At 63.0% G+C, this 18896-nt stretch carries 14 protein-coding genes; 8 read left to right on the top strand and 6 right to left on the bottom strand.

Going from position 1 to position 18896, the window contains the following annotated elements:
• Positions 1-179: 179 nt before the first annotated feature.
• A complete protein-coding gene (locus tag Pan216_RS18310; protein ID WP_419192692.1) occupies positions 180-1292 on the bottom strand; it encodes a cellulase family glycosylhydrolase in 1113 nt (370 codons plus the stop codon).
• 291 nt (positions 1293-1583) lie between these two features.
• On the opposite strand from Pan216_RS18310, the gene Pan216_RS18305 reads away from it, so the two are divergent.
• The 3 genes from Pan216_RS18305 to Pan216_RS18295 all read left to right on the top strand — a co-directional run bounded on the left by Pan216_RS18305 (position 1584) and on the right by Pan216_RS18295 (position 4618).
• The gene (locus Pan216_RS18305; RefSeq protein ID WP_145260085.1) at positions 1584-2048 is read left to right on the top strand and encodes a DoxX family protein; all 465 of its coding nucleotides are present in this window, start codon (positions 1584-1586) and stop codon (positions 2046-2048) included.
• Between the two features lie 74 nt (positions 2049-2122).
• Positions 2123-3349 (top strand): hypothetical protein, encoded by a 1227-nt coding sequence (locus Pan216_RS18300; protein ID WP_145260083.1) that lies wholly within the window; start codon positions 2123-2125, stop codon positions 3347-3349.
• A gap of 153 nt (positions 3350-3502) precedes the next feature.
• Complete coding sequence (locus Pan216_RS18295) at positions 3503-4618, top strand: alpha/beta hydrolase family protein (RefSeq protein ID WP_419192691.1); 1116 nt, start codon at positions 3503-3505, stop codon at positions 4616-4618.
• A gap of 184 nt (positions 4619-4802) precedes the next feature.
• On the opposite strand, the gene Pan216_RS18290 is transcribed toward Pan216_RS18295, so the two are convergent.
• Positions 4803-5606, bottom strand: coding sequence for a S1 family peptidase (locus tag Pan216_RS18290; protein WP_145260080.1), 804 nt, complete (start codon positions 5604-5606; stop codon positions 4803-4805).
• Between the two features lie 2726 nt (positions 5607-8332).
• Here Pan216_RS18290 and Pan216_RS18285 point away from each other — a divergent pair.
• From Pan216_RS18285 to Pan216_RS18270, 4 genes are all read left to right on the top strand, one after another.
• On the top strand, positions 8333-9700 hold the full coding sequence (locus Pan216_RS18285; RefSeq protein WP_145260078.1) for a sulfatase family protein: 1368 nt from the start codon (positions 8333-8335) through the stop codon (positions 9698-9700).
• A gap of 14 nt (positions 9701-9714) precedes the next feature.
• Complete coding sequence (mbfA, locus tag Pan216_RS18280; protein ID WP_145260076.1) at positions 9715-10674, top strand: iron exporter MbfA; 960 nt, start codon at positions 9715-9717, stop codon at positions 10672-10674.
• Positions 10675-10778: 104 nt separating this feature from the next.
• Positions 10779-12020, top strand: a complete 1242-nt coding sequence (amrB, locus tag Pan216_RS18275; RefSeq protein WP_145260074.1) for an AmmeMemoRadiSam system protein B — start codon at positions 10779-10781, stop codon at positions 12018-12020.
• A 202-nt stretch (positions 12021-12222) separates the two neighbouring features.
• Entirely contained in the window at positions 12223-12597 is a 375-nt protein-coding gene (locus Pan216_RS18270; protein WP_145260072.1) for a VOC family protein, read from the top strand.
• 130 nt (positions 12598-12727) lie between these two features.
• Here Pan216_RS18270 and Pan216_RS18265 read toward each other — a convergent pair whose 3' ends face one another.
• A complete protein-coding gene (locus Pan216_RS18265) occupies positions 12728-13561 on the bottom strand; it encodes an aldo/keto reductase (RefSeq protein WP_145264106.1) in 834 nt (277 codons plus the stop codon).
• A 1420-nt stretch (positions 13562-14981) separates the two neighbouring features.
• Here Pan216_RS18265 and Pan216_RS18260 point away from each other — a divergent pair.
• Positions 14982-15599 carry a pyroglutamyl-peptidase I gene (locus Pan216_RS18260; protein WP_145260071.1) on the top strand — a complete coding sequence of 206 codons (618 nt, stop codon included), beginning with the start codon at positions 14982-14984 and terminating at the stop codon, positions 15597-15599.
• Between the two features lie 417 nt (positions 15600-16016).
• Here the strand turns inward: Pan216_RS18260 and Pan216_RS18255 are convergent, their stop codons facing one another.
• From Pan216_RS18255 to Pan216_RS18245, 3 genes are read right to left on the bottom strand one after another with little or no spacing between them, the layout of a single operon-like run.
• The gene (locus tag Pan216_RS18255) at positions 16017-16706 is read right to left on the bottom strand and encodes an ABC transporter ATP-binding protein (protein ID WP_145260069.1); all 690 of its coding nucleotides are present in this window, start codon (positions 16704-16706) and stop codon (positions 16017-16019) included.
• A 2-nt stretch (positions 16707-16708) separates the two neighbouring features.
• Positions 16709-17926 (bottom strand): ABC transporter permease, encoded by a 1218-nt coding sequence (locus Pan216_RS18250; protein ID WP_145260067.1) that lies wholly within the window; start codon positions 17924-17926, stop codon positions 16709-16711.
• A 42-nt stretch (positions 17927-17968) separates the two neighbouring features.
• Positions 17969-18799 (bottom strand): hypothetical protein, encoded by an 831-nt coding sequence (locus tag Pan216_RS18245; RefSeq protein ID WP_145260066.1) that lies wholly within the window; start codon positions 18797-18799, stop codon positions 17969-17971.
• Positions 18800-18896: the final 97 nt, after the last annotated feature.

The raw sequence follows: 18896 nt of genomic DNA, 5'->3' as shown, positions 1-18896 counted from the left end.
CTCGCGCGCTCCGGTGAGAAAGTCAATGGCCTCGAAACGCGAGCCGTCGGTCGACTGCTCACGGTTCCTCCCGCGAGACTCTCGTAGATCAGGCGATTGCCAGACACTGTCTTCGTCGGGTGGGCCTGTTGCCTACCATCGCCCGACAACCAGCGTTCCCGTCGGGCAGATAGCCTGACCTACGGGGTGTTGTTTCCCGCCTTCATCTCCGGTCCCAACTCTTGAAACAGCTCGAGCCACTGAAGCGTCAGGGCGGCGGGAATGGTCTTCACGGGGCGAAGCTCGTCGGGCATTTTGCCCCAATAGAAGCCGATCCAGCCGGTGGCGTAGGGGCGCGACTTCTCGAAGAACTGTCGAAGCTCATCCGCGCCGCACTTGAGCGTGAAGGTCTCCTCGATGACGACCGGCTTGCCCACGGCGGCGAATCCCTTGAGCGTCTCGATCGCCTCGTCGACCTTTTCCTTCTCCGGGTAGAGATGCACCGCGATGAAGTCGAGCTCATCGGCGACTTTGGTCGGAACGAAGCCGGAGGTTAGTCCGGGTCGATCGAGACTCCACGGGACAAGGCCGACGGTGATGAGGTGGCGCTGGTCGCGTTTGCGGATGGCACCCACCAGTTGATGGATCCACGCGCGGGCGATGTCGGGACGCTCCCGCCCCTTGCGGTCGAGGCCGATGCGCTGGACGAAATGCTTGCCACCGAATCCCGGACCGAGCCAGTCGTCACTCTTACGTTTGCCGGCGGGTGCGACCGGCTCGTTCATCAGGTCGTAGCAGAAGATCGCGGGACTTGCCGAACATGTCTTGGCGACCGCCTCCCAGAAGACCGCTTGCGCGGCCCAACGCTCCTCCTCGCTGAGTTGGTCGTACCAGGTGGGGACATCCTGTTTGTGGTAGCATCCAAGCCCCGTCACATCGAGGTAAAGCCCCGTTCGTTCGGCGAGTCGGGTGAGCTTCTTCAGTTGGTCGAGCGACGACCGGTTCGGTTCCGATGGGCTCCGCATGAACTTGCCGAACTGTAGATGGATTCGCACGACGTTGGCGCCGAGCGACTTCATCTCGCGAAACGCTTCCGCGACCTTCGGCCATTGGTCGACCCAGTAGTCCTCGAGGAGCCGGCCGTCCCCCTCGTGATCGTAGTTGAAGCCCCATGGGATGAAGGGGCGACCCGAGGGGACCTGTTGAAAACCCTTGCCATCGGCGGAGAGCTCGACCCAAGGAAGGGGTTCGCCGGCGTCGGCCACCAGGGACGGGGAGAGAAGTGCGGAGAAGAGAAGGACTCGGGGTAACACGGCCGACCTCCGATCGAGATAGGTTCCAGGCGTCGAGCCCCGACGAGCGGCCCACTGGCCACGGAGAGTTCAACGCGGACGAGCAGCGCAGCCTTGATCCTCGGCGTCGTCGAAAGGGGTGTCAAGGGCCTCCCGGGGCAGCACCGCCACTCCTCGACGCTGACGGATCGAAAAGCCGTCGTTGGCGCGGAAGCATAAAATGGACAGTCCGGCCGCCGTCCGACCGGCGGTGCTGGTTCGCTTCCCCCTGGGCAATGAGGTTCGGGGGCATGTCCGTACAAGGAGGTCGAGGTGTCGACGCCAATCCTGATGCTCATCTTGTTGACGCTTCCATGGTTCGTGACCATGGTGGCGACACGTCGGCCCGAGTGGCGACGTTGGGGAGGCGTTGTCGGCGTCGCGCTGGTTTTCGCGTTCACGGGGATCGGGCACTTCGTCAAGACCGAGCCGATGGCCCGGATGATGCCCGAGGCGATTCCCTGGCGGCATGAGATCGTCCTCGTCTCGGGCGTGTTGGAGCTCGCGTTGGCCGTGCTCGTCCTGGTTCCAGGGCCGCGACGGGAAGTGGGGCTCGGCATCGCGGTGCTTCTGGTGCTGCTCTTGCCGATCAACGTTCACGCCGCCATCAGCCGAATTCCGATGGGAGGCCATGCGTGGGGACCGGTCTACTTGCTGATTCGCGTTCCGCTGCAATTGATCCTGATCGCGTGGACGTACGTGTTTCTGGTGAGGGCCCATGCCCGGGATCGCGCGTGAAGCTCCCTTCGAGGCCATCAACTCGTCACCGGAGGACCGGTGAGTTCACGAACGTCGGAAGGTAATCAACGAGTATGCTAGAGAACGACGAGCGACTCACGGAACCCGAGGCAAGACGGCCTCCGATCGAGATCGGGTGGGTCGTCGTCGGCAAGCTCGACAAGGAGGACCAGGAAGCGCTCACGCGCGTTCGCGAGGAGGTGCTCGCCTACTTGCAACGCGTCCTACCGGGGTTCGCGTGGAGCATGCCGGTCGTCTATCACGAGGATTTTGCCGTCGAGGCCCGCCAGGAGCCGATCGAACTTCTCGATCATGGCCTCGCCGAGCGGGACCAACAGCGTTGGGATTTCGTCTTCGTCGTCGCCTCCACGGCGCTGGTGACCCGTTATAAGCCGCAGGCCTTCGGAGCTCTCTCGCGTGCCTACGGCGTGGCGATTCTCTCGACAATGTCGATCGACCCAAAGGCCAGGCGCAAGACAGTGGAGCGGTCGGTGCGCGTCGATCGCATGGCCGCTCGCCTCCAAACCCTCTTCTTTCACTCCCTCGGTCACTTCGGGGGATTGGACAACCGCGAGCAAGGCCGCAACGTCATGCTCGACTACTCGAGCGTGCTCGATCTCGATCGGGCGGAGCGCTACTCGGAACAGCAGCTCGAGTGCTTGCGGACGCGCTTTCAGACGGTCGCCGATCGCCGTTTAGAGGAATCGCTGCAAGGACGGCAACGACAGACCGCGGTCTTCTACGCCCACGCGGCGCTGCTCAATCATCGCGAAATCCGTTCCGCGATCTGGGAGGCCAAACCGTGGGAGTTCCCCTTCCGCTATAGTCGCCAGACCGCCGCGGCGTTCTCGACCCTGATGATTCTCCTGCTGACCGCCGAAGTCTGGGATCTGGGGATGGGGCAACACCCCGTCGCGTTGGGAGTCATCACGACGTCGATCGTCCTGGGGACCACCTTCTACACTTTTCTGCGTCGTCGTCTCTACGTGCCCAATCCGCACGGGAGGAGACGGGAGCAGATCGTGGTGACGAACGTCGCCGCGTTCGCGATCGTCCTGACCGGCATGCTGACAACCTTCCTGCTCCTCGCGGGCCTCTCGTTGTTGCTCGAAATGACCTTCTTCCAAGGAACGATCGTCCACGATTGGACCGAGTCCCCCGAGGGAACGATCACGCTGAGGCACTATTTCCGGCTCTCCGCCTTCATCGCGTCGGTCGGCTTGGTGATCGGTGTCCTGGGCGGCAACTTCGAGGGGGAACATCACTACCGCCACATCACCTTCGTCGACGAGGAGATCTGAGCTTCCCGTCTCCGGTCGCTGGCGTGAATCGATCGGCGATGGCTCGTGACATCTCGGGGAGGGTCGGGTAGGATGCGCGTCGGAACGACCTCCGTATCGCGGCCTGCGTCCGTGCTTGCCGCGCCACCCTCCTCCCGGTCCCAAGGAGCCACCATGACCGATCTCGCCAGACGGAGCCGACGTCGCTGGTTGCGGATGGCGACCCTCGGAGGAGCGTCGCTCGTCGTGGCAAACGCCGTCTCGGAGGAAGTCGACTGGCTCCGCGAAGTCACCCGTTTCCAGGGCAACAGAAGCGGCCAACCGTCATTGCGGCCACTTCTCAAGACCTCCGACGGCAAGCCGATCGACTCCCTAGCCGCGTGGCTCCCCGAGAGAGAGCGTCTCCAGAAGGCGTGGCTCGAATTCCTCGGGCCGATGCCGACGAACCGCCCGCCGGTCGATCTCGAGATCCTCTCCGAGGAGACCTTGCCCGGCTGCACCCGGCAACTCGTCCGCTACACCGGGGAACCGGGCCAACGGGTCGAGGGCTACCTAATTCGTCCTGGCGGCAGGGGCCCGCATCCGGGGGTCGTTGTCCTGCACTCGACGACCGCCGACACCATCAAGCAACCCGCCGGCCTCGCGGGACCGCCGGAGAAGCATCTTGGCCTCCTGCTCGCTCGCCGGGGCATGGTGACCTTCTCTCCCCGCTGCTTTCTGTGGGAAGGGGGGACCGACCTCCCCCGCGCGGTCAAGCGATTTCACCAGCGGCACCCGAAGACCCTCGGCATGCACAAGATGCTCTACGATGCCCAGCGCGGGGTTGATGTTCTCGCGAGTCTCGACGATGTCGACTCCCGGCGGCTCGGCGCGACCGGGCATTCGCTTGGGGCGAAGGAAACGCTCTACCTGGCCGCGTTGGACGATCGGATCAAGGCGGCGGTCGCCAGCGAGGGGGGCGTCGGTCTCGGGGCGACGAACTGGGACGCGCCGTGGTATCTCGGGGACGCCATCCACCAGCCAGGCTTTCCCCGCGATCATCACGAACTGCTCGCCCTCGTCGCACCGCGAGCGTTGCTGATCGTGGGTGGCGAGAAGGGCCGCGGCGCCGCCGATGGCGATCGGTCTTGGCCTTACGTCGAGGCGGCCCTGCCGGTCTACGCCCTCTACGGCAAACCCGCGCGCATCGGGCTCTACAATCACCGCCAAGGTCACGCCCTTCCTCCCGAGGCCGTCCGGCGTCTCACCCAATGGCTCGAGGTTTACCTTGATCCGTCGAACACGACGTAGTGGTCCAATCCATCTGGCAGTAGATCGGGTGGGCTTGTTGCGCGCCATCGACTCACCCCGGTGATTCGTGAGACTTCCAACCCCAAGGGTCAGGCGCTGAATGTCCTCTCCCCGTGGGAGAGGGTCTTGGAAGTGTGGGCTGTCCTTCGACCAAATCGCCATGCTCCTTTCCGTCACGGCCTCCTCACTTCGGCATCGCGATCGTTTCCAGGATCGCCTTGGAGTGCGTGACCGTGGCGAGACCGAGACGCTTGCGAAGCTTGCCCTCGGCGTAGACGAGCTTGTACTTTTCGTCAATGAAATGCTGGCCGTGCACTAGGCCGATTATCTTTAGTTGCGAGATGCCGCCCGAGACGAGTTCCGCGGTGATCGGCCCGCCGCTGTCGCCTTCGAAACTGTTGTAGTCGACGAGGAAGGTCCGGTGGTCCTCGGGAGGGTGCAGCGGGTAGCTGGCGATGCACCCCAGTCGCGTCAACGGAAAGGCCGCCTTGCTCGGCTTAAAGAGCGAGGCGTGTGGGAAGCCGATGCTCCAGACCAGACTGCCCGGTTCGAGCTGGCTTTCCTCCCAATCCGACTCCGTCGCCAACATCGACACGGGAAGCGACTCGACCGCGACCTCCTCCGGCAGCGACAGCGGCAAAGCCGCGACGTCGACCTTCGGATGCCTTCGCCATCGCTTCTTCATCCCCTGGCGGATCGGGATCTCCGTCGGCGCCGCGTCCCAGCCTCCTTCCTCGTTCCGCGTGCGAAGGACGAGTGTCGCCCGATCGGTATTCATCTTCTCGAACGCATGGGCGGCGGTCACCAACAGCAGCGACGGCTCCTTCGACCCTGGTGGGGTCGCGCGTTGGAGGAGGAACCCCGTCCCGCTCGTCTTGGGATGCTCCAGTCGATAGGTCGCCCGAACGACCCGCACCCGCGGCGAGAACTCGCCCTGGTCATCGGACGTGGGAAGGAGAAGGCTCGCGAAGAGAAGAAGCGACGGCATCGTGCGTGTCACCTCCGAGGGGAGAGTCCGAACTACCGGCCACTCGGCGACCGCGCCAGCCCGGCATGCACTTCATTTCACGCAAATGGTCGGGGAAGGGGAAGCCGATTTTTCGAACGCCACCTACGTCGACGCGTGAGGATCCGTCGACCCCGTCGCGCCGTCCGCTTCCCAACGTCCCCATCGTGAGATTCGCATGAAGGGGATGATCGACCCGTCGGGGAGTCGTTCGAGCATCGCCCGCTGGCGACGTTCGAAGAGAGATCCGCATGCCGGACAGACTCGGGAGAAGGCGGATGAACCACGGAGGAGGGAAGAAGAAGGCATTGGAACCACAGAGGTCGCGGAGGAACACAGAGGGGGAAGAGGGCGACACTTTCCCTGGGTTGGCCCAAGTTGCTCGTCCATCGGGGTGACGACGACATGCCCATTCCAAACCCCGAAGCGGGTTTGACTCTTGGGTGGCCCAGATTGCTTGTCAATCTGGGTGGCGCAGCCACAAGAGCCCCTTGACTTGGACGACTCCCGCAATGCCTCTTGGGGCCGTCGGGAACGCTTGGCAAGGCCGCGGTTCTCCCGAGACTTCCTGCGTGCTGCGCACGCCCAGGTAGCGGAGCAACCTGGGCTAGCCGGCAGACGAAGTGGGCGATAACCAGAAAAGGATCGCGAAACTCCAGTGACGACTCTTGGGTGGCCCAGATTGCTTGTCAATCTGGGTGGCGCAGCCACAAGAGCCCCTTGACTTGGACGACTCCCGCAATGCCTCTTGGGGCCGTCGGGAACGCTTGGCAAGGCCGCGGTTCTCCCGAGACCTCCTGCGTGCTGCGCACGCCCAGGTAGCGGAGCAACCTGGGCTAGCCGGCAGACGAAGTGGGCGATAACCAGAAAAGGATCGCGAAACTCCAGTGACGACTCTTGGGTGGTCTAGATTGCTTGTCAATCTGGGTGGCGCAGCCAGAAGGGACCCTTGCTTTGAGGACTCCCGCAATGCCTCTTGGGGCCGTCGGGAACGCTTGGCAAGGCCGCCGTTCTCCCGAGACCTCCTGCGTGCTGCGCACGCCCAGGTAGCGGAGCAACCTGGGCTAGCCGGCAGAAGAAGTGGGCGATAGCCAGAAAAGGATCGCGAAACGCCAGTGACGACTCTTGGGTGGCCCAGATTGCTTGTCAATCTGGGTGGCGCAGCCACAAGAGCCCCTTGACTTGGACGACTCCCGCAATGCCTCTTGGGGCCGTCGGGAACGCTTGGCAAGACGGCGGTTCTCCCGAGACCTCCTGCGTGCTGCGCACGCCCAGGTAGCGGAGCAACCTGGGCTAGTCGGCAGACGAAGTGGGCGATAACCAGAAAAGGATCGCGAAACTCCAGTGACGACTCTTGGGTGGCCCAGATTGCTTGTCAATCTGGGTGGCGCAGCCACAAGAGCCCCTTGACTTGGACGACTCCCGCAATGCCTCTTGGGGCCGTCGGGAACGCTTGGCAAGACCGCCGTTCTCCCGAGACCTCCTGCGTGCTGCGCACGCCCAGGTAGCGGAGCAACCTGGGCTAGTCGGCAGACGAAGTGGGCGATAACCAGAAAAGGATCGCGAAACTCCAGTGACGACTCTTGGGTGGCCCAGATTGCTTGTCAATCTGGGTGGCGCAGCCACAAGAGCCCCTTGACTTGGACGACTCCCGCAATGCCTCTTGGGGCCGTCGGGAACGCTTGGCAAGGCCGCCGTTCTCCCGAGACCTCCTGCGTGCTGCGCACGCCCAGGTAGCGGAGCAACCTGGGCTAGCCGGCAGACGAAGTGGGCGATAACCAGAAAAGGATCGCGAAACTCCAGTGACGACTCTTGGGTGGCCCAGATTGCTTGTCAATCTGGGTGGCGTAGCCACAAGAGCCCCTTGACTTGGACGACTCCCGGAATGCCTCTTGGGGCCGTCGGGAACGCTTGGCAAGACCGCCATTCTCCCGAGACCTCCTGCGTGCTGCGCACGCCCAGGTAGCGGAGCAACCTGGGCTAGCCGGCAGACGAAGTGGGCGATAACCAGAAAAGGATCGCGAAACTCCAGTGACGACTCTTGGGTGGCCCAGATTGCTTGTCAATCTGGGTGGCGCAGCCACAAGAGCCCCTTGACTTGGACGACTCCCGCAATGCCTCTTGGGGCCGTCGGGAACTCTTGGCAAGGCCGCCGTTCTCCCGAGACCTCCTGCGTGCTGCGCACGCCCAGGTAGCGGAGCAACCTGGGCTAGCCGGCAGACGAAGTGGGCGATAACCAGAAAAGGATCGCGAAACTCCAGTGACGACTCTTGGGTGGCCCAGATTGCTTGTCAATCTGGGTGGCGCAGCCACAAGAGCCCCTTGACTTGGACGACTCCCGCAATGCCTCTTGGGGCCGTCGGGAACGCTTGGCAAGACGGCGGTTCTCCCGAGACCTCCTGCGTGCTGCGCACGCCCAGGTAGCGAAGCAACCTGGGCTAGCCGGAAGACGGAGTGGGCGAGATAACTAGATAAGGAACGTGCAACGCCCGGCAGACGGAGTGGGCGATACCCAGAAGAGGGAACGTGCAACGCCGGCAACACGGATCGCGAAACGCCCGTAACTCGGAACTCGCAACGCCCGGAGCGAAGAACTCCTACCGACGTACCATCTCTTTGACCCACGCACTTGGTTCGGACACAATGGTCCCTCTGGGATCACGCGATGGGGTGCCTATCTGTTTCTCCTGCCGATGGAACTACTGACGATGTCTTTACCGATGATCGCACTTGTCTTGGGATCGTTTCTGGGGCTCGCGGCCGATGGCGGCAAGCCGGAGCGAAAACCGAACGTCTTGCTCATCTTCACCGACGATCAGGGGTCGGTCGATGTCAACTGCTACGGGGCGAAAGACCTGATCACGCCGAACATGGATGGGCTCGCCGAGAAGGGCGTGCGGTTCACGCAGTTCTACGCGGCGGCGCCGGTCTGCTCTCCCTCGCGGGCGGCCCTCCTGACGGGCCGCTGTCCGCAACGGGCGGGGCTGCCGCACAACGCCGGCCGGGATCACGGTGGGCTGCCGGGCGAGCAAGTGACCCTCGCGGAGATGTTCAAGAAGGCGGGCTACGCGACCGGGCTGGTGGGCAAGTGGCACCTCGGGCACCCCGAGGAGTTGCAGCCGAATGCCCAAGGTTTCGACTCCGCCTTCGGCCATCTCGGGGGCTGTATCGACAACTACTCGCACTTCTTCTATTGGCGTGGGCCGAACGAGCACGATCTCTTTCGTGACGGAAAGGAGGTCTTTGCCGACGGCGAGTTCTTCGGCGACTTGATGGTCGAGGAAGTGGATGCCTTTCTTGAGAAGAACCGGGATCGGCCCTTCTTTCTCTACTGGGCGATCAACATGCCGCACTACCCGTTGCAGCCGACGAAGAAGTGGCGCGATCGCTACACCGACTTGGAGATGCCGCGGCGCGACTACGCGGCCTTCGTCTCGACGACCGACGAGATGATCGGCCAAGTGCTGGCAAAGCTCGACGAATTAGGCCTGCGGGAGGACACGATCGTCGTCTTCCAGTCGGACCATGGGCATTCGACGGAGGAACGAACCTTTGGCGGCGGGGGAAGCGCGGGGCCCTACCGCGGGGCGAAGTTCTGTCTATTCGAAGGGGGGATTCGGGTTCCGGCGATGATCTCTTGGACGGGGACGTTGCCCGAGGGAGAGGTCCGCGATCAGCTTGGCACCGGCACTGACTGGATGGCGACACTCGCGGAACTGACCGGAGTGGCGTTGCCCGAGCGAAAGCTCGACAGCCAGTCGCTGGTTCCGGTGATTAAGAGTGCCAAGGCCCATTCGCCGCACAAGGTCTACCATTGGCAGACCGGAGGTCGTAAGAAGCCGCAGTGGGCGGTACGGGAGGGAGATTGGAAACTGATCGGCAACCCCCGCGACACGAGCAACAAAGGGCCGTTGACCAAGAAGGATCAGCTCTTTCTGGTCAACCTCGCCGACGATGTCTCGGAGATGACCAACGTCGCCGCCGAGCATCCGGAGATCGTGGCTCGGCTGCATGGGTTGCACGACACGTGGATTGACGAGGTCTCTCCTCCGACGGTGACCGCCGCGCGTCCCTGAGCGAAGGAAACGTCATGCGTCGCCGTTTTGGTGACTTGAGCGCCGAGGAGATCCTCGCGCTGGCCATCTCGTTGGAAGAGGAGGATGCTCGGCTCTTGCAGGAGTACGCGCGGGTCCTGCGGCCGAACTTTCCCAAGGCGGCGGCCGACATCGACGAGATCCGGTCCGATGAGAACGGTCATCGGCATCGACTCGTCGGGCTCTTTCAAGCGAAGTACGGCGAAGAGATACCGCTGTTGCGGCGGCAGGATGTCAAAGGTTTTCTGCAACGCGGATCGTTGCCGCTCGCCGGTGCCATGGATGTGGCAAAGGTCCGCAACCAGATGGAGCTGATGGAGGCCGAGTCGCAGCGATTCTACCAGCAGGCCGCCGCGAGAGCGACCGATCCGGAGATCCGCCAGCTCTTGGGGGACTTGGCCGACGAGGAGCGCAAGCACGAGAACCGCGCCGCCGAGATGACCCCCGATCAGCAGCCGGTCGACGAACGAGAGGATGAAGCCCGGGCCTCGCGGCAGTTGTTCGTCCTTCAGGTGGTTCAGCCGGGCTTGGCGGGATTGATGGACGGCTCGGTGTCGTCCCTGGCGCCGGTCTTCGCGGCGGCGTTCGCGACGCGGGATTCGTGGCAGACCTTTCTGGTCGGGATGGCGGCGGCGGTTGGAGCGGGCATCAGCATGGGATTCGCCGAGGCGATCTCCGATGACGGCAGCCTCTCCGGACGAGGTCGGCCGCTGATTCGAGGGCTCGTTTGTGGTGGGATGACCTTCCTGGGCGGCGTTGGGCATACCTTGCCGTACTTGATTCCCGACTTCTGGATCGCGACGATCGTCGCGACGGTGGTGGTGGCAGTGGAATTGCTCGCGATCGCCGGCATCCGCAACCGCTACATGGACACCCCCTTCCTCAGCGCCATGTTCGAGGTCGTCGTCGGCGGCGTCTTGGTCTTTCTCGCGGGGATTTTGATCGGAAACAGCTAAAAAACGCCGATTCGAGGGCGGCTTGCCAACGAGCTGGGAGTAGCCCTTCGGAGTCGCCGATCATCCTGTTATGATTCAGGGAGCAATCTCGGGGAGAGTCGACGATGAGCGTTCCCGAACGCCCTCGGCTGGTGGGGGCGGAAGCGATCCCATTTCAGTGGCAGGGGCAGGACTACCTGCGGATCTCCAGCCGGGATGGCCTCACGCGGGAGGCTCTGGTCCTCCCGAAGACGGCGACCCTCCTTCTTCAACTCCTCGACGGCACCCGCACGACGGAAGAGATCAAGCGAGCCTTCGAACAGACCTACTTCGCTCCCTTGGTCGAGGGGCAACTCGAGGAGGTTCTCACCCGGCTCGACAATCTCTACCTTCTTCATAACACGAGAAGAGAGAATAAGTTACGTGATACCATCGACGAGTTCCGCCAAGCGACGATCCGCGAGCCCTCCCATGCGGGAGGCTCCTATCCCTCCGACCCCGACCAGCTCCGATCGTTGATCGACGGGATGTTCGCCAGCCCCGGCGGACCGGGACTTCCTCGCTCGTCGCCCAAGCCGAACGGACGGGTGGGCGGCATCCTGTCGCCACACATCGATTTTCAGCGAGGCGGGAATTCGTTCGCGTGGGGTTTCCGGGAATTGGTCGACCATGCCGACGCCGACACCTTCGTGATCCTGGGGACGGGGCACTACACCTCGGAGCGTTTCACCCTGACACGAAAGGACTTCCGGACGCCGCTGGGCATCCTGCGCAACGACCGCGAGCTCACCGACCTCATCGCGCGGCACTACGGCGACGGGGTTTTTGAGGAGGAAATCGCTCATCGACCGGAACACTCGATCGAATTTCAGGTCCTGTTCCTCCAGCATCTCGTGGCGGCCAGACGCGAAATCGGCTTCGTGCCCATTCTTGTGGGATCATTTCATGACACGGTTGAAGCCAGCCGGGAGCCTGTCTCCCAAGGCGAGATCCGCCGGATGATTGAAGCGATCAGGGAATCCGTAAGTTCCTTGGGGAGAAAGGTTTGCTACATCTCTTCGGGGGACTTGGCCCACATCGGGATGAAGTTCGGTGACCCCTGGACGATCGACGAGTCACGGCGAGCGCAGTGCGAACGGGCCGATCGGGAACTCCTAAGTGGACTCGAAAGCGGCCAAGGGAACGACCTCTTCCGCAACATCAATCAAGAGAACGACATACGCCGAGTTTGCGGTTTCCCGCCGACCTACACCATGCTCGAGGTGCTCCGGCCCGAGTCGGGGCGATTGCTGCAGTACGATCAGTATGTGGACGAGCGTGGTTTCGAGATCGTGAGCTTCGCGAGCATGGCGTTCTACACTTCATGAACCAAGGTGCGCCCTGGTTTCGTGCGCAAAATTGACGAGAATGAGTCCAAAATTGATGAAAACGGACGCAAATCGGGTCGAAACGGCTCCGAATCGGTTCGCTTTGGACCGGTTCTGAGCGGGAAACGACCGCTCGGATAGGCGCGACGAGGTGGCTCGTCGGGTGGCCGACGGCGAAGCGACGAAGGTGGGAGAGGGCGGGATGGCGACTTTGTTTCGGCTCCACGAGGTGATTCTCTACGTCGAGTCGATGGAGCGGCAGGTCGAATTCTACCGCGATGTCATGGGGTTGACACTCCTCGATCCGCGAGGCTCGGACGACTGGGAGAACGAGGCGTGGGTCGCGCTCGACGCGGGGGGCTGCAAGCTCTGTCTGCACGCCGGCGGCGCGGGAGATATCGGCGGCGACGCCCCGAAGATCGTCTTCCTCGTCGATGACATCGCGATGGCACGCACCCGGCTGCTCGGCCACAACGTCTCGATGGAGCCGATCTTCTCCCCCGCGCCCGGCGTCATCGTCAGCAACGGCTTCGACCCGGAGGGCAATCCTTTCTCCATCGAGGCGAAGGCGTCGTGAACGACGCGGGGTGATCCTTCGTCAGTGAGGGCGATTCCTGACAAGGCATTGTCACCACGGAAGTCGCGGCCACTCGGTGGTCGATCTCCTTTCCCCCGATGCCGTCAGTCAATCGCCCGACGGGCGGCGCCTAGGAATAGCCGAAGGTCTTCGGATCGGGGCCGGTGCGTTGATCCTGGTCCAGGGCGTTGATCGCCCCCATCTCCTCCTCGGTGAGCTCGAAGTCGAAGATCGCGGCGTTGCTCGCCAAGCGATCCTGGTTGACCGTCTTGGGGATAGTGACGATGCCGCGCTGGATCTGCCAACGCAAGGTCACTTGGGCGGCCGACTTGCCGTGCTTTTCGCCGATTTGCACGAGTTCGGGGATCGTCAGCACTTCGCCCCGCATCAACGGGCTCCACGCCTCGACCACGATTCGCCGGCCCTCGCAGAATTCGATCAGCCCCGGCTGCTGCAGGCGCGGGTGAAACTCGATCTGATTGACCATCGGCGTGATGCCACTCCCGTTGAGCAGTTCGGTCAGATGCTCTTCGAGGAAGTTGCTCACGCCGATCGCCTTGGCGCGACCCGAGCGGTGAATCGCATTCATCGCCTGCCAAGTTTCCTGGATCTTGTCGCGCACCGGCCAATGCACCAGGTACAGATCGACGTACGCGGTCCCGAGACGTTCGAGGCTCGCGTCGAACGCGCGCATGGTCGCGTCGTACCCCTGATCGTCGTTCCAGAGCTTGGTGGTGAGAAAGATCTCGTCGCGGGGGACGCCGCTCTCGGCGAGCGCCTTGCCGACGCCGGCTTCGTTGCCGTAAATCGAGGCGGTGTCGATACTTCGGTAGCCCATCTCGAGCGCCCACTTGATCGCCTGTTCGACTTGTCCCCCTTCCTCGGCCTTGAAGGTCCCGAGTCCCAAGAGGGGCATCCACGTCCCGTTGCGGAGCTCGACTGTTTCCATCAGACTACTCGCCATCATCGCGTCCTTTCCTTGCGGTGTTTCCAATCGTGGTTCTGTTTAGCCTATGGGCACGCGGCCGGATTCGTAGGTCAGGCCGGTGCTTGACCGCATCGAGGGAAGGCAGATGAACCATGGAGGACCGTCGGTCAGGCTATTGCCTGACGGCATCTGGAAGAAGATAGGTGAACCACAGAGGCCGCGGAGGGACACAGAGGGGGGAAGCCAAAAGTTTCTGGATGCCAAGGATGGGCGAGCCGGCGTTCCGCTCAAGCGGCCCAGATTGCTCGTCCACCTGGATGGCGCCGAATTCTTCAACGGCAACGCCGTTGGACAACACAGCCCAGGGTCGCGCAGCGCACCCTGGGTGACGAAGATATGACAATCGCAAACCCCGAAGCGGGTTTGACCGGTGCCGGTTGGGAGGAGGCAAGGGAACCGCCGAAGCGAGAAGAAGGGGATGGAACCGCAGAGGTCGCAATCCCGTAGGTCAGGCCATTGCCTGACGGCATCTGGAAGAAGATAGATGAACCACAGAGGCCGCGGAGGGACACAGAGGGGGAAAGCGAAAGGGTTCTGGATGCCAAGGATGGGCGAGCCGGCGTTCCGCTCAAGCGGCCCAGATTGCTCGTCCACCTGGATGGCGCCGAATTCTTCAACGGCAACGCCGTTGGACAACACAGCCCAGGGTCGCGCAGCGCACCCTGGGTGACGAAGATATGACAATCGCAAACCCCGAAGCGGGTTTGACCGGTGCCGGTTGGGAGGAGGCAAGGGAACCGCCGAAGCGAGAAGAAGGGGATGGAACCACAGAGGTCGCAATCCCGTAGGTCAGGCTATTGCCTGACGGCATCTGGAAGAAGATAGATGAACCACAGAGGCCGCGGAGGGACACAGAGGGGGAAAGCGAAAGGGTTCTGGATGCCAAGGATGGGCGAGCCGGCGTTCCGCTCAAGCGGCCCAGATTGCTCGTCCACCTGGATGGCGCCGAATTCTTCAACGGCAACGCCGTTGGACAACACAGCCCAGGGTCGCGCAGCGCACCCTGGGTGTCGAAGATATGACAATCGCAAACCCCGAAGCGGGTTTGACCGGTGCCGGTTGGGAGGAGGCAAGGGAACCGCAGTAGCGAGAAGAAGGGGATGGAACCGCAGAGGTCGCGATCCCGTAGGTCAGGCTATTGCCTGACGGCATCTGGAAGAAGATAGGTGAACCACAGAGGCCGCGGAGGGACACAGAGGGTGAAGATCCTTTGTCAGGTCCTCTGTGAACCTCTGTGTTCTCCGCGGTTGATATTCTCTCTTGGGAGCGTCAGGCAATAGCCTGACCTACGTGGCGAGGAAATAAACGGGGCTAAGTTGGTGGACCGAAGGCTCACCGTACCAAGGATTGTCAGGCAATGGCCTGACCTACGGAAGAGAAGAAGGATGGATCAACGGTGAACGTGCTGGTGACGGGATTTGAGGCGTTTGGAGCGGTGACGGCGAACCCGTCGGCGGCGATGGTCGCGGCGCTGGCGGCGCGGGACTTCGGGGCAACGGTCCAGGTGCGTGGGGTGACGCTCAAGACGGAGTATGACTGGGCGGGGCGGCGGATCAGGGAGCTGATGGATGACGTTTTGCCTGAACTGGTGCTGTGCCTGGGGGTGGCGCGGCGGTCGCCGGAAATCAAGCTCGAACGGGTGGCGCTGAACCTCAACGACTGTGCCGATGCCGACAACGCGGGAGTCGTGCGACGTGGGATGCGGATCGCTTCCGACGGGCCGGAGGCGTATTTTAGCCGGTTGCCGCTCGAACGGCTCGAGGATCGGCTCAAGGACATCGACGAGCGGGTCATCATCTCCAACCACGCCGGGGCGTACGTCTGCAACCACGTCTTCTACACCGCGTCGCACCATGCCGCGAGCATGGCCTCGCCACCCGTGTGTGGGTTCATCCATGTGCCGCTTCCGGGGGAGGAGGGGATCAAGGTCAACGGCGCGGAGCATGTCGAGACGTTGAGCGATGTGGTGGCCGAGGTCGTGAGGTTCGTGGCGGGGGATGGGGAAGGGAGTTGAACCATCAAGGGGAAGAATGGCGGGAAGAAGAGGCGGCGGAAGAGAATGAGGGGAAGAGAGGCGGAGAAAAGAGTGTCAACCACAGAGGACACCGAGGATCACCGAGGGGAAGAGGTGAGAAAGCAGTCGTTCGATGGCGGACATCGAATCGATCGAAGGGCTTGCGTTGAGCGCGGAAGAGGTGATCTTGCAAGGCCTCTGTGGTGAGGTTGGCGTTTGCTCATGATGTCAGGCAATGGCCTGACCAACGGGAGGAGGGCGATGGTGAGACCGCTTGAGAGAGACCTCCTCTGAGAGAGACCCCCTCTCACTCCCCCTTGGACAAGGGGGAGCAAAAAGGCTTGTCCCTTGGACAAGGGGGAGCAAAAAGGCTTGTCCCTTGGACAAGGGGGAGCAATGTTGAATCGTGAACCATCGTCAGGCGACGACCCGACTGGGGGATTCGTCGTGGACGATGTGGCCGTTGGCGAGTCGGAGCGTCCGCTTGGCGCGGGCGGCGGCACGTGGGTCGTGGGTGACCATGACGATCGTTCGTCCCTCGGCGTGGAACTGCTCGAAGAAGCGGATGATCTGCTCGGCGGTCTCGGGGTCGAGGTTGCCGGTCGGCTCGTCGGCGAGGATCAGCGCCGGATCGTTCGCCAAGGTTCGGGCCAACGCCACTCGCTGCTGTTGGCCGACACTCAACTCCGTCGGCTTGTGATCGAGGCGATCGCCAAGCCCCATGCGTTCGAGTAGCGCGACCGCCCGCTCGGTCTGCTCCTCGGCTCCCACCCCATTCAGGCACATCGGCACCTGCACATTCTCTTGGGCGGTGAGATACGGGATGAGGTTGAAGGTCTGGAAGACGAAGCCAATTTTGGCTTTGCGCAGCCGTGCCCGTTCGTTGGCGCCGAGGTCATAGATCGACTGGCCGTCGAGTAGGACGTGGCCGGAGGTCGGCGAGAGCATGCCGCCGAGCATCACCAGCAGGGTGCTCTTGCCACTACCGCTGGGACCGACCAGGGAGATGAATTCACCCGAGTCGATGGTCAGGTCGGCTCCGTCGAGGGCGGTGACTTGGCCGCGGCGGTGCCGATAGGACTTGGTGACGTTTTCGAGCTGCAACATGTTCAGACCTCCTGGAACGTGGCACAAGGATCGAGACGAGCGGCCGAACGGGCGGGGAAGTAGCTCGACGCCAGCGCGATGCCGACCGAGAGCACGACGGCCCAGAGCGCGAGGGTCGGCATCGGGAAAACGGGGACGCCCGCCAGTTTTGGTCCGACGGTGACGGCGAGGATGGTTCCGATACCGAAGCCGGCGACGCCGCCGAACGCGCCGAGTAGGCAAGCTTTTGACAGAAAGAGGGGCAGGATGAAGGAGGACTCGGCCCCGAGCGCCATCAGCGTGCCGATTTCGCGGCGCCGCTGGGAGACGTTGGCGTACATGTAGTTCGCGATGCCCGCCCCCCCGACAACGACGATGATCGCCAGGAAGATCAACGAGAGCCGTTCCATCAGTTGGTTGATCTTGGCCTGGGTGGCGACGACCTGGGCGACGGTGACGACCTTGGCTTCGGGGAGCAAATCGTCGATCTTGTCGACGAGTCCCGCCGAGATCTCCTTGCAACAGCCGACGATCTCGATGCAATTGACGACTTGGCCGTGCTCGGAGAGTTCCTGCACGGTATGCAGGTGGGCGAAGATCCGCGAGTCGTCGACGGTGCCGGTGGTTGGCAGGACGGCGACGACGGAAAAGGGCTGGCCGAGCAATTCGACCGAGTCGCCGTCGGCGAGCCCGAGGGCCTGGGCGGCGTCGGCTCCGATCAGGGTTTCGTGGCGCTCGAGGGTTTCGATGACGCGGTTACGGACCAGGGATCGTTTGTCGTCGTGCTCCGGGGAGTCTCCGACGTCGATGGCGCCGCAGCCGATGGGACGGGTGAAGATCCCCGCGCCGGCCCAGGCGGCTTTGGCCGAGAATTCGCTCTTGGGCAGGATACCGGTGAGGGTGTAGCGGCGGCCGTCGAGTTCGACCGGAACGCAAAGCTTCGGTGACAGGTTGTCGACGCCATGGAGGTTGGACATCGTCAGTCGAAGGACGTACTCCTCGGGGATGTACTGCTCATGCATGTCAGCGGCGTAGTAGTCCTGTAGGCTCACTGACTTGGGCAACACCAGGACGTTGGCGCCGAGGGTGTCGAGTTCGCGGGCGACCGCTTTCTCGGAATAGTGGGTGATCGTCTTGATCGCCACCACGGTGGTGATGCCGAGGAGGATGCCGACAAAGACCGTCACCATCTGGCTCTTTCGCTCAAAGAGCTCACGCCAGACAAGCGTTCTCAGGTTCATGGGGAACTCCGGATACGAGACAACGTTGGACCGATCGCCGCGTCACTTGGCCGGCTGGCAGCCTTCGGGACCGCACTTGCCGCCGGGGCAGCAGCCGCCGGGACCACATTTGCCTCCGGGGCAGCAACTGTTCCGAGCGGCGGTCACCTTCTCGACGATTTGCTCGCGGGAGACCGCTCCGGTGAAGGTCGCGATCGGGGTTCCCGGCGGGGCAAGCACGATCGTGACCGCGTCGCGGGTCTGGGGAGCGACCTTCAGTCGGCGAAGAAAGCCGGCTTCCGCGGGATCGTCCGGATCGATGGTGACGAGTTCGGTGCTGGTGGCGAAACGGATATCGCGCTGGAACTCGGAAGCGCCGTGGTAGGCGGCCTGGCGGTCGGTGGTCGAGGCGTTCTGGATCGCCAGCAGCACCAATTTGCGGTGCTGGAGAGCGTTCATGCAGGCCTGGGTCGCGGGGCTGACTTTGGCTTGGGCGAGTTGTTCGGTGGTGAAGCGAACGGGGAAAGCCCCGGTGACGGCGCCGTTGGGAGCGACCGCGAGGGCTAGGGGCATCGGGGCCCGACTGACGCCGAAGTGATCGACGATCTCCTCTTCGCGGGCGTCGGCGATGTTGACGTCGATGGCGTGGACCGAATCGCCGAGCTGGCGCACCGCCTTGTGGAAGACCTGACGCATGGTTTGGGTTTGTTGGTCGTCGCGCGACCAGAAAAAGAGGTAGGTGTACGCGTTCTCGCGGGCGGAGGCTCGCATCAGCGCCGCGGCGGTGGTCGCAGTCACGGGCTGGCTGGTTTGGGCGAGGGCGCCGGTCGCGAGAGAACCGACGAGGGTGACCGAGAGGCAACACAGCGTTCGGAGGGTTGGATGAGGCTTCATCACGAGTGCCTTCCTGAGCATGGTTGATCGACAGGCGACACGCGCCGCCACTTCATCCGCTCTAGCGGATATATTTGTATTCGTCTAGGCGTATATT

Origin of the sequence: Kolteria novifilia, from assembly GCA_007748055.1 — a bacterium.
GTDB classification, from domain to species: Bacteria; Planctomycetota; Planctomycetia; order Kolteriales; family Kolteriaceae; genus Kolteria; species Kolteria novifilia.
The sequence above is the reverse complement of the archived record's forward strand: the minus strand, read 5'-3'. Positions and strand labels throughout refer to the sequence as shown.

What these genes read in the sequence shown, in the direction of transcription:
- Pan216_RS18250 (WP_145260067.1), bottom strand. Translation starts at nt 17,926, where the DNA reads ATGAACCTGAGAACGCTTGTCTGGCGTGAGCTCTTTGAGCGAAAGAGC.
- Pan216_RS18265 (WP_145264106.1), bottom strand. Translation starts at nt 13,561, where the DNA reads ATGGCGAGTAGTCTGATGGAAACAGTCGAGCTCCGCAACGGGACGTGG.
- Pan216_RS18270 (WP_145260072.1), top strand. Translation starts at nt 12,223, where the DNA reads ATGGCGACTTTGTTTCGGCTCCACGAGGTGATTCTCTACGTCGAGTCG.
- Pan216_RS18245 (WP_145260066.1), bottom strand. Translation starts at nt 18,799, where the DNA reads ATGAAGCCTCATCCAACCCTCCGAACGCTGTGTTGCCTCTCGGTCACC.
- amrB (WP_145260074.1), top strand. Translation starts at nt 10,779, where the DNA reads ATGAGCGTTCCCGAACGCCCTCGGCTGGTGGGGGCGGAAGCGATCCCA.
- Pan216_RS18285 (WP_145260078.1), top strand. Translation starts at nt 8,333, where the DNA reads ATGTCTTTACCGATGATCGCACTTGTCTTGGGATCGTTTCTGGGGCTC.
- mbfA (WP_145260076.1), top strand. Translation starts at nt 9,715, where the DNA reads ATGCGTCGCCGTTTTGGTGACTTGAGCGCCGAGGAGATCCTCGCGCTG.
- Pan216_RS18300 (WP_145260083.1), top strand. Translation starts at nt 2,123, where the DNA reads ATGCTAGAGAACGACGAGCGACTCACGGAACCCGAGGCAAGACGGCCT.
- Pan216_RS18255 (WP_145260069.1), bottom strand. Translation starts at nt 16,706, where the DNA reads ATGTTGCAGCTCGAAAACGTCACCAAGTCCTATCGGCACCGCCGCGGC.
- Pan216_RS18290 (WP_145260080.1), bottom strand. Translation starts at nt 5,606, where the DNA reads ATGCCGTCGCTTCTTCTCTTCGCGAGCCTTCTCCTTCCCACGTCCGAT.
- Pan216_RS18295 (WP_419192691.1), top strand. Translation starts at nt 3,503, where the DNA reads ATGACCGATCTCGCCAGACGGAGCCGACGTCGCTGGTTGCGGATGGCG.